Genomic DNA, 10,875 nt, shown 5'->3' with positions numbered 1-10,875 from the left:
CGCGGGCGAGGGCGGGGGCGGGGGCGGGGGCGGGGGCGGGTGGCGAACGACGGACGGGCGGCGGGCAGGCGGCCCGGCGCCGCCGCCCCTCCGGTGACCGTCCCGGCCGCCCGGGCTCCTGACCAGCGGGTGTGACCTGCCTTTCCCTCCCACTCCGCCGACTGACATCCCCGCAGGCGCCCCGTAGCATGTGGGCCGACCGATTCCGGTCACACACCCGATCGCACCCCGGCGCGCGTCGAAGCGCGCCGCGAAGCACCACCGCGCGAGCACGAAACGGAGCACCCATGGGCCTCGGTCTGCGCTGGACCCTGCACGGCGACGGCCGCACGCCGGCGCCCGGAGCCGTCGTACGGCCCGACGAGCGGCTGTCGTGGCCGCGGACGGCCGGGCTGGGGGCACAGCACGTGGTGGCGATGTTCGGCGCCACCTTCGTCGCGCCCGTCCTCATGGGCCTGGACCCCAACCTGGCCATCATGATGTCGGGTGTCGCCACCATGGTGTTCCTGCTCATGACGCGCGGCCGGGTGCCGAGCTACCTGGGTTCCAGCCTCTCCTTCGTGGGCGTCGCCGCGGCGATCCGGGCGTCGGGCGGCGACAGCGGGACGATCACCGGGGCGCTGCTGGTGGTCGGCGTGGTGCTGCTGCTGGCCGGCCTGGTGGTGCAGAGGTTCGGCGCGCGGGTCATCCACGCCGTGATGCCGCCCGTGGTCACCGGCGCGGTCGTGATGCTGATCGGCTTCAACCTGGCGCCGGTGACGGCCTCTACGTACTGGCCGCAGGACCAGTGGACGGCGCTGCTGACCATGCTCTTCACCGGGCTCGCGGTGGTGGCGCTGCGCGGTTTCTGGTCCCGTGTGGCGATCTTCCTCGGACTGGTCTTCGGCTACGCCGTCTCCTGGGCCCTGGACCGCGTCTTCGGGAAGATCCACTCCCCGGCGGGCGGCGGGGAGGCGGTCGACCACTGGCGGCTGGACCTCTCCGCCGTCTCCGAGGCCGACTGGATCGGGCTGCCCTCCCTGCACGCCCCCGAGTTCCAGTGGTCGGCGATCCTGGTGGCGCTGCCCGTGGTGATCGCGCTGATCGCGGAGAACGCGGGCCACGTCAAGGCCGTGGGCGAGATGACCGGCGATCCGCTCGACGACAAGCTGGGCACCGCGATCGGCGCCGACGGCGTGGCCACGGTGCTGTCCACGGCCGTCGGCGGCCCGGCCACCACCACGTACTCCGAGAACATCGGCGTGATGGCCGCGACCCGCGTCTACTCCACCGCCGCCTACTGGGCCGCCGCCTGCTTCGCCGTGCTGTTCGGGCTGTGCCCGAAGTTCGGCGCGGTGATCGCCGCGATCCCCGGCGGCGTGCTCGGCGGGATCACCGTGATCCTCTACGGCATGATCGGCCTGCTCGGGGCGCAGATCTGGCTCGCGGGCCGGGTGGACCTGCGCAACCCGCTGAACCTGGTGCCGGTGTCGGCGGGCGTCATCATCGGCGTCGGCGGCGTCAGCCTGCAGATCACCGACGGCTTCGAGCTGAACGGCATCGCGCTGGGCACCATCGTCGTCCTCACCGGCTACCACGTGCTGCGGGCGCTGGCCCCGGCGCACATGCGCGAGCAGGAACCGCTGCTGGACGAGGGCACCTCCTCCTACGACGCCGCGGCCGGCGGTACGGACGACGCGGGCGGCACGGAGGGCGCGGGCGGCACCGGGCCCGGCAAGCGGTAGGGGGCCGCCCCGCCGCGGACAGGGGTTCGCCCCTCGTTCGGAGGTCGCCCGATCCGGGCGGACTTCCCGCGGACCCTCCTGCGCCCCGCCCCCGTCTGTCACTCTGAGCGCATGACGATGACGCAGTCCGGGCCCGCCGCCGGGCCCGCCGCCGCGCACGGGACGGACGAGGCGGGCGGGGTGGACGGGGTGATCGCGCGGATGCGCGCGCTCCAGGAGGAACTGCCGCCGCACGACGGGGTGGCGGCCTTCAACCGGGTCTACCTGGCCGTGACGCTGTCGGTGCGCCGGAGCCTGCTGGACGGCCTCCTGCCCCGCCCCCGCTCCGCGGCGGCCCTGGCTGCGGTCTTCGCCGGCCGCTATCCGGCCGCCGTGGACCTGGCCGCCGCCGGGGAGCCCGTCCCCGCCTGCTGGCGCCCGCTGTTCCGGGCGCGCCACCACACGGGCGTGCACCCCGCGCAGTTCGCGCTGGCGGGGGTCAACGCGCACATCGGGTACGACCTGGCGCTGGCCGTGGTGGACACCGCCCGGGCGCACGGGTGCGAACCCTCCGCGCTCCAGGGCGCGTTCGACCGGATCGGGGACGTCCTGGTGGAGTTGGAGGAGCGGATCCGCGAGGACCTGGTGCCCGGCCCCGATCCGCTGGACGTCGCCGACCCGCTCACCCATCTGATCGCCGGCTGGAACATGGAGCGGGCCCGGGACGCGGCCTGGTCGGCGGCGCGGCTGCTGTGGAGCATGCGGCGACTGCCGGAACTGGCCGAGGAGTTCACCCACCGGCTGGACACCGGGGTGGGCCTGGTGGGCCGCTTCCTGCTCACCCCGCTGGAGCGCCGCCCGGTCGCACGGACGGTGTGAGCGCCCCGGGCCCGGACCCGCCCGGCCCCTCTCATCCCTTCAGCCCCGAGCGGGACACCCCCTCGATCACCCAGCGCTGCGCCACCACGTACAGCAGCAGTACGGGGACGCTGGCGATGACGGCCCCGGCCATCAGCAGGTCGTAGCGGATGTTGTTGGCGCCCTGGAAGTTGGCCAGCCCGGCGGGCAGGGTCAGCGACTCGGGGCTGAGCAGCACGTACAGCGGCCACAGGAAGTCGTTCCAGTTGGTCAGGAACGACAGCAGGGCGAGTGTGACCAGGGCCGGGCGGGCGAGCGGGAGCACCACCCGGACGAAGATCTGCCACCGGTTGCAGCCGTCGATCTCCGCGGCCTCCTCCAGTTCCCCGGGGAGGGTGAGGAAGAACTGCCGCAGGAAGAAGACGCCGAACGCGCCGGCCGCCGCCGGGACGACGATCGCGGGGAGGGTGTCCACCCAGGCCAGCTCGTTGACGATCAGGAAGTTGGGGACCAGCAGGATCACCGGGGGCACGAAGAGGGTGGCCACGACCCCCGCGAAGATCACGCCGCGGCCGCGGAAGTCCATGCGGGCCAGCGCGTACGCGGCCGGGGTGGCGGTGGCCAGCACCAGCGCGGCGTGGGCGGTCGCGGCCAGCAGGCTGTTGAGGAACCACTGCATGACCGGGCTGTCGGTGGAGCCCAGTACGTGTCGGTACGCGTCGAGGGTGAACGGATCGGGTATCCAGCGCGGTTCGGTGGCCCCGGCCTCGCCGCGGGTCTTGAGCGAGGTGGTCAGCATGTACAGCAGCGGGCTGAGGTACAGCGCGGCGACGACGCCCAGGACCAGGTGGAGCAGGGAGCGGCGCAGCCGCCGGGCGGCCGGCGGGCCGGCCGCCCGGCGGGCGCCGGTCCGCTCCCCCGCCCTCCGTGGCGGTTGCGGCGTCCGGGGAGCGGATCGTTCCTCGTGCGTCCGGGGCCCGGACGCCGGGGTGGAGCCGGAGCGGACGGCGGTCATCGGTCCTCCTGGCGTTCGCGGAAGATGCGGAAGAGCACCGCGCTGGCGGCCATCAGCGCCAGGGCGAGCACGAAGCTCATCGCCGAGGCGGTGCCCATCTCGAACCGGCGCAGACCGGTCTCGGCGATCAGGAAGATCGCCGTCTTGGTCTCGTCCGCCGGGGCGCCGGTGGTGATCAGATAGGACTGGCCGAACATGTTGGCGGAGGCCAGGAGCGTGGCGTTGACCACGAACAGCAGCACCGGGCGCAGTCCGGGCAGGGTGACGTGGACGAACCGGTGCCAGGCGCCGGCGCCGTCGACGCGGGCCGCCTCGTACAGCTCGGCGGGGATGTCCTGGAGTCCGGCCAGGTAGATGACGGCGTTGAAGCCGAGCGTCCACCAGACCGTGACGGCCACCAGGCCCCACCAGGCGGCGGGTGTGTCGGTCGTCCACTGGATGTCGTCGGGCAGTCCGAGCACGCCGAGGTAGTGGTTGACCATTCCGATGTTGCCGTCGAGCAGGAAGCGCCACAGCAGGCCGACCACGGCGACGCCGAGCACGTAGGGGGCGAAGTAGACCGCGCGGTACAGGTTGCGGCCGCGGAACCTGCCGTTCATCAGCATCGCCACGAACAGCGGCACGACCAGCAGGAACGGCAGGGACAGGGCGGTGAAGACCCCCGTCGCGCGCATCGCGGTCCAGAAGCGGGGCCCCTCCACGCTCCCGGAGTCGAACAGTTCGCGGTAGTTGCCCAGGCCGACGAAGGGCTTGGCCGGGACGTTGATGTCCCACGCGTGGAGGCTGATCCACAGGCCGTAGCCGATCGGGGCGAGGACGAAGACGGCGAACAGGGCCAGGTACGGGCCCATGAAGACGTACGGCGTCCACCAGCGGTAGGGGCGGGTGGCGACCCGGGCGGGGGCCGCGCCCCGCCGGGGCCGCGCTCCCGCGGTGGTCGGCCGTGCGGTCAGCCGCAGTGCCACGTCGGATGCCTCACTTCGCGTACTTCTGCTTGTTCTCCGCAAGGAGCTTGTCGGCCGTCCGCACGCCCTCGGCCAGGGCCCTGGCCGGCGGGAGCTGGCCCAGGACGGCCTTCTGCACGGCCAGTTCGAGCGCCTTGGACTGGACGTCGCCGATGCCGGGGAGGGCGGGCAGGAAGTGGAAGACCTCCACGTCCTTGGCCAGCGCGATCTGCGGCAGCCCGGCGACCTCGGGGTCCTTGCGGGCGGAGTTGCGGGCGGGGATCATCCCGGCCTTGGCCCACTCGGTGGAGCGCTTGCTCATGTGGTCGATGAAGAACTTGGCGGCCTTGACCTTGTTCGGGTCCTTGGCGGCCTGCGAGGTGAGCACGAAGTTGTGTGAGGCGCTCCAGGCGGCGGGGGTGTCGCCGATGGTGGGGATCGGGGCCATCTCCCAGCGCAGGTCCCTGGCGTTGGCCTTGAGGTCGTTGATCTGCCAGATGCCGTCCCAGGTGAAGCTGACCTTGTTGTTCTTGAAGGCGTTGTACTGGGCGTCCTGGGCGACCTGGGCGGGGCTGTGGCCCTTGGTGATCTGCTCGCGCATCCAGGACAGGGCCTCGACCCCGGCGTCCGAGCCCCACAGGGCGGCGGTGCCCTCGGCGTCGTACAGTTCGCCGCCGAACTGCCACAGCAGGGACATGAACATCAGGTGGGCGGGCCACTTGTTGGGCATCCAGAAGGGGTTCTTGATCCCGGCGTCGCGCAGTTCGGCGAGCGCGTCCTCGTAGCCGGAGCGGTCGGTGGGCGGCGCGTCGAGCCCGGCGCGGGACAGGTGCCCGGCGTTGGCGTAGTCGGCCAGGCAGTGCACGTCCAGGGGGATGCTGTAGCGCTTGCCCTGGTAGATCCCGGCCTGCCAGACCGCCGGGACGAAGTCGGACTCGGTCAGTTCCAGTGCGGAGACCACGTCGTCCAGCGGGACGAGGGTGCGGCGCGCGGCGAAGGTGGCGACCCAGTCGTTGTGGATGACGGCCACGTCGGGGCCCTTGCCCGCGGTGATGGCGGTGGGCATGGCCGGATAGAGGTCCTGCCACTGCCTGGTGGTGTTGCGCACCTCGATCCTCCCGGCGTACTCCTTGTTGAACGCCTTGAGCATGGCGCGCATGTGGGGGCCGTCGCCGCCGGTGAAGCCGTTCCAGTACTGGAGGGTGACCTTGGGACCGTCGTACTCGCCGCCGTCGAACTCGGGCGCTTCGTCGGGGCCGCTGTCGTCGGCGCCCAGCTTGGTGCCCCCGCCGCAGGCGGTGAGCAGGCCGGTGCCGGCCAGGGCGCCCGCGGCACCGAGGAAGGACCTGCGCCGCATGTTCGTACCGTACGGGGATGCACTGCTCATTGTCTGCTCCTGGGGGGCGGTGGACCGTTGCCGGAGGGGCGGGGAGGCGGTGGGGCGGGAGGGTCAGCGGGTGGCGAGGCGGATCATGCTCCAGGAGACCGGCGGCAGTTGCGCGGTGAGGGTGCCGTCGTCGTTCTTGGTGCCGTCCACCGGGCGGGGCCGGACGCGGTCGGGGCGGTCGGCGGTGTTGACCGCGCCCGGGTCGTCGTCGGCGAGCACGAGGTGTTCGACGACCCGGGCGCCGGGGAAGGGCCTCAGGCCGGCGGTGAGGGCGAGGGGGGAGGTGCGGTCGCGGTTGACCGCGAACAGGACGATCTCGCCGCTCTCCTCGTCATGGGTGGCCGTGGCCCACAGGGCCGGGACCTCGCCGTAGCGCTCGGTCTCGATCACCGGGGAGTCCGGCTCCACGCGCAGCACGGTGCCCCGCGCGTGGCGCGCCGTCTGCGCGAAGGGATGGAAGACGGTCTGCCGCCAGGCGGGCCCGCCGGGCTCGGTCATGATCGGGGCGATGACGTTGGCGAGCTGGGCCTGGCAGGCGGCGCCGACCCGGTCGGCGTGGCGCAGCAGGGTGATCAGCAGGCTGCCGACGACGACCGCGTCGGTGACGTCGTAGACGTCCTCGATGAGGCGGGGCGCGGGCTGCCAGTCCAGGGAGTCCTCGCCGCCGAAGCGGCTCTGGTACCACACGTTCCACTCGTCGAAGGAGAGCTTGATCTTCTTGCGGTCGCGCAGCCTGGCGCCGACGTGGTCGGCGGTGGACACCACGGCGTCGATCATCCGGTCCATCTCGGCGGCGCTGGCCAGGAAGGAGTCGGTGTCGCGGTCGGTGGGGTCGTAGTACGCGTGCAGGGAGACGTAGTCGACGAACGGGTAGGTGTGCTCCAGGACGGTCGCCTCCCAGGAGGCGAAGGTGTCGACGTAGGCGTTGGAGCTGCCGCAGGCGACCAGTTCGAGGCCGGGGTCGAAGCGCTTCATGGCGCGGGCGGTCTCGGCGGCGAGCCGGCCGTACTCGGCGGCGGTCTTGTGGCCCATCTGCCATGGGCCGTCCAGCTCGTTGCCCAGGCACCACAGGCGCACGCCGTGCGGGTCGGCCACGCCGTGGGAGCGGCGCAGGTCGGAAAGGGCGGTGCCGCCGGGGTGGTTGGTGTACTCCAGCAGGTCCAGGGCCTCGGAGGTGCCGCGGGTGCCGAGGTTGAGGGCCATCATCGGCTCGATGCCGGCCTTGGCGGCCCAGGCCATGAACTCGTTGAGGCCGAAGGCGTTGCTCTCCACGCTGCGCCAGGCCAGGTCCAGGCGGGTGGGGCGCCGGTCGGCCGGGCCGACCCCGTCCTCCCAGCGGTAGTTGGAGACGAAGTTGCCGCCGGGGTAGCGCACGAGCGTGACGCCGAGTTCGCGGACGAGGTCCAGGACGTCCGTGCGGAAGCCGTCCTCGTCGGCCGCCGGGTGGTCCGGCTCGAAGACCCCGGTGTAGACCGACCGGCCCATGTGCTCGACGAAGGAGCCGAACAGGCGCCGGTCCACGGCCCCGATGCGGAAGCCTGGGTCGACGGTGAGACGGGCGGTGGGCATGGGCGCTCCAGGGGATTCGGGAGGGCTGGGCGTGCCGCGGACGGGACGAGGGGGAGGCCGGTCCCGTCCGCGGGGCACGCCCACCGCGTGCGGGACCGCTGCGACGGGCAGCCGGCAGCGGTTCCCGCCCGGCCGTCGGGAGGGGCGAACCGGGCGGGTGGCGTGCGCTGATACGATTACATCGTTGAAACAGCGTTGTAAATAGCCCGGCACCGGTTCTTCCGAACCGGGCGGGAACCAGGCCGCGGGGTCCCGGGGACACCGGGTGTGGCACGCGGTGCCGGGCCGGTCCGCGCCGCGCTCCGGTTATGTGCCAGGGTGGCCCGTACCGCTTCGTGAGCGGCACCGCTGGGTGCCGGGTGGAGGTGAACAGAGGTGGGCGCCAGCCTCAAGGACGTGGCCGCGCGGGCCGGGGTGTCGGTCAAAACCGTCTCCAACGTGGTCAACGGCTACACCTACGTGGCTCCGCACACGCGGGAGAAGGTCGAGCAGGCGCTGGCGGAGCTGGACTACCGCCCCAACCTCTCGGCGCGCAACCTGCGCCGCGGCCGCACCGGCGTGATCGCCCTGGCCCTGCCCGAACTGGACGCCCCGTACTTCGCCGAGCTGTCCCGGTTCGTCATCGACGCCGCCGCCGAGCGCGGCTGGACGGTGCTGATCGACCAGACCGACGGCCTGGCCGACCGCGAGCGCGAGGTGCTCCAGGGCATCCGGGAGCAGCTCATCGACGGGCTCATCTTCAGCCCCATCACCGTCGGCCGCGAGGAGCTGGCGGCCCGGACCGACAGCACCCCGATGGTGCTGCTCGGCGAGCGCATCATGGACGGCCCCACGCACCACGTGGCCATCGACAACCAGCGTGCCGCCCGCGAGATGACCGAGCACCTGATCTCGCTGGGCCACACCCGCATCGGCGCCATCGGCGCCCAGGAGAACCCCAGCGCCAACACCGCCCACCTGCGGCTGGCCGGGTACCGGCAGGCGCTGGAGGCCGCCGGACTCCCCTACGACGAGCGGCTGGCACCGCCGACGGCGTCGTACCACCGCGCCGACGGCGCCGCGGTGATGCGCCGGCTGCTGGAGCTGGACCGACCCCCGCAGGCGGTCTTCTGCTTCAACGACCTCCTGGCGCTCGGCGCCCTGCGCACCGCGCTGACCTCCGGTCTGCGGGTCCCCGACGACCTGGCGCTGGCGGGCTTCGACGACATCGAGGACGGCCGCTACAGCACCCCGACCCTGACGACGGTCTCCCCCGACAAGGCCCGCATAGCGCGGACGGCCGTGGAACTGCTGGACGCCCGCATCAGCGGGAGCGGACGCGGCGGCCGGCCTGCCGGGGACGACGGGCGGCGCGAGGTGGAGGCGGACTACCGGCTGATCGTCCGGGAGAGCACCGTCAGGCCCTGACGCCGCGGGGTTTCCGGGACGGAGGGCGGAGGGGCGGGGGCGGGCCGCGTCCCCACGCCCCCGCGCCCGCCATATCGTCGCCCCGTTCCCGCGGGGCGGCCGCCCGTCAGCCGCGGTGGACGCGGAAGTGGTGGAACTGCGCCGTCGCGCCCGAACCGCCGTGCGAGACCAGCCCGATGCGCACCTTCGCGTCCGCGGGCATCGTCCAGGTGCCGCCCGCGATCCACCGGGCCCCGTCCCGGCTGGTGTACGCGCGGAAGCGGTGCTCGCCGGTGCGCGCGTCGGTGGTGTGCCGCAGCCGCAGCCAGGTGGTCCGCGCGGGCGGCCCGACGGTCATCGAGCCGTAGGCGACGCGGTCCGCGTACGGCCGCTCCTTGCCGAACTCGGTCTGGCGGGTGTTCCAGATCGCCACGTGCGACAGCCGCAGGTAGCGGTCGTCGTCGGCGTAGGCGACCAGTCCGGCCTGCTGGTAGTTGCGGACGGTGTCCTCGCCGAGGTCGATGGTCAGCCTGGTCTCGACCGTGTAGTCACCGCGCGGCGCCTCGCGCAGCAGCACCGAGGCGGTGTTGCTCTCCTTGTGCAGGTCCGCGTCCTGCGTCGGCCACACCAGGCGGCCCCCGTCAAGCCGTACGTCCGCCGGGCGCACCCAGCTCCAGCCGGGCCCGAGCCGGTCGCCCTCGAACTCGTCGCCGCGCGCCGGGTCGAGCCGCCCGGGGCGGTGGCCCCGGCGGTCCCGGTGGCCCCCGTCCCGCTCGCGGTCCGCCGCGCGGGCGTGCCGGGGATCGGTGACCGGTGCCTTCTGCCGCCGCTCGGAGGCGCCCAGTCCGCCGCGCACCACGGGCCAGCCGTCCTCCCAGTCCAGCCGGTCGATGAGCATCGGGCGGCGGTTGACGCCGTACGGCTCGTCCAGGTACGGCCGTTCGCGGTCGATGGCGTGGTAGACCATCCAGTCCTGTCCCGCCAGGTCGGTGACCACGGAGTTGTGGCCGGTGCCCACCCAGCGGTTGCCGTTGGGGGTCAGCACGACGGTGCCGCCGGTGCGGGAGGCGGTCAGGGGCACTCCCTCGCGGTCGGTGAACGGGCCGCGCACCGAGCGGGAGCGCCCGGCGAAGACGGAGTAGCCGGTGGTCGGTCCGGCGCAGCAGTCGCCGGAGGAGGCGAACAGGTACCACCAGCCGCCGCGCCGGACGGCGTACGCGCCCTCGAAGCGGTTGTCGGTCGCCACCATGGCCGGCTCCCCCACCGCCCGGGTGCCGTCGGCCGACAGCTCGGTGACCCAGATCCCGCCGTGGTAGGAGCCGTAGTAGAGGTGGCGGCGGCCGTCGGTGTCCACCACGTGCGCCGGGTCGAAGGTCCACTTGAAGCCGCTGCCGCCGTCGGCGGGGCGGGGGGCGACGACCGGCTCGTCGTGGACGGTCCACGGCCCGGCCGGGGTCGGCGCGGTGGCGACCCCGATGGCGCTGTCGCCGCGCTCGCCGGTCACGGTGGTCTCGGTGACGGTGAAGTAGAGCCAGTAGCGGCCGTCGTGGCGGGTGATGTCGGGGGCCCAGTAGGCGGCGCCGGTGTCCGCGAAGGCGGGGCCGTCGCCGGCGAGCGCGTCGCCGACGTAGGTCCAGTCGACCAGGTCGGTGGAGCGGGCGACGGGGATCGAGTGCATCGCGCCCTCGCCGGAGCGCAGCGGGTCGGTGGTGCCGAAGGCGTACCAGTGGCCGTCCTCGCCCCTGACGACGGCGGGGTCGGCGAAGGTGTCGGCGAAGCCCTTGGAGACGGGGTTGACGTACGTCCCGGCCCCCCGCCGCCCGTCCCGGTCGGCGCCCTGCCCGGGCTCGGCCGCCGCGCCCGGCGCCTGTGTGCCGCCCGCCGTCAGGGCGGCGATCGCCAGGGCGGCCAGCGTACGGCGGGCCCTCGGGCCCGGTCTGCGTACGGTCCCCATGTGCTCCTCCTCGGTGCGGATGACGGTGAACCAGGTTTTTACAACGATGCACCAACGTT

General features: G+C 73.3%; 8 protein-coding genes. 3 read left to right on the top strand and 5 right to left on the bottom strand.

Translation table 11 applies throughout. The features are described from left to right. The first annotated feature begins 287 nt into the window (after positions 1-287). The gene (locus tag ACLIYP_RS26795) at positions 288-1,724 is read left to right on the top strand and encodes a uracil-xanthine permease family protein (protein ID WP_412715675.1); all 1,437 of its coding nucleotides are present in this window, start codon (positions 288-290) and stop codon (positions 1,722-1,724) included. A gap of 117 nt (positions 1,725-1,841) precedes the next feature. Continuing rightward, positions 1,842-2,582, top strand: coding sequence for a DUF5995 family protein (locus ACLIYP_RS26790; protein ID WP_412715676.1), 741 nt, complete (start codon positions 1,842-1,844; stop codon positions 2,580-2,582). Positions 2,583-2,613: 31 nt separating this feature from the next. Here ACLIYP_RS26790 and ACLIYP_RS26785 read toward each other — a convergent pair whose 3' ends face one another. From ACLIYP_RS26785 to arfA, 4 genes are all read right to left on the bottom strand, one after another. Further along, on the bottom strand, positions 2,614-3,576 hold the full coding sequence (locus tag ACLIYP_RS26785) for a carbohydrate ABC transporter permease (protein WP_412715674.1): 963 nt from the start codon (positions 3,574-3,576) through the stop codon (positions 2,614-2,616). Then, positions 3,573-4,541, bottom strand: coding sequence for a carbohydrate ABC transporter permease (locus ACLIYP_RS26780; protein ID WP_412715673.1), 969 nt, complete (start codon positions 4,539-4,541; stop codon positions 3,573-3,575). Before ACLIYP_RS26780 ends, ACLIYP_RS26785 begins: the two co-directional genes overlap by 4 nt. 10 nt (positions 4,542-4,551) lie before the next feature. Continuing rightward, positions 4,552-5,907 (bottom strand): ABC transporter substrate-binding protein, encoded by a 1,356-nt coding sequence (locus ACLIYP_RS26775; protein ID WP_412715672.1) that lies wholly within the window; start codon positions 5,905-5,907, stop codon positions 4,552-4,554. A gap of 63 nt (positions 5,908-5,970) precedes the next feature. Continuing rightward, positions 5,971-7,476, bottom strand: a complete 1,506-nt coding sequence (gene arfA, locus ACLIYP_RS26770; RefSeq protein ID WP_412715671.1) for an arabinosylfuranosidase ArfA — start codon at positions 7,474-7,476, stop codon at positions 5,971-5,973. 375 nt (positions 7,477-7,851) lie between these two features. Between arfA and ACLIYP_RS26765 the strand changes: the two genes are divergently transcribed. Continuing rightward, a complete protein-coding gene (locus tag ACLIYP_RS26765; protein WP_412715670.1) occupies positions 7,852-8,883 on the top strand; it encodes a LacI family DNA-binding transcriptional regulator in 1,032 nt (343 codons plus the stop codon). Positions 8,884-8,989: 106 nt separating this feature from the next. Here ACLIYP_RS26765 and ACLIYP_RS26760 read toward each other — a convergent pair. After that, the coding region (locus ACLIYP_RS26760) for a family 43 glycosylhydrolase (RefSeq protein WP_412715669.1) at positions 8,990-10,875 on the bottom strand (1,886 nt) is incomplete at its 5' end.

Origin of the sequence: Streptomyces nanhaiensis (genome assembly GCF_046614825.1) — a bacterium.
Lineage (GTDB): Bacteria > Actinomycetota > Actinomycetes > Streptomycetales > Streptomycetaceae > Streptomyces > Streptomyces radiopugnans.
This window is presented reverse-complemented; position numbering and strand designations above follow the sequence as displayed.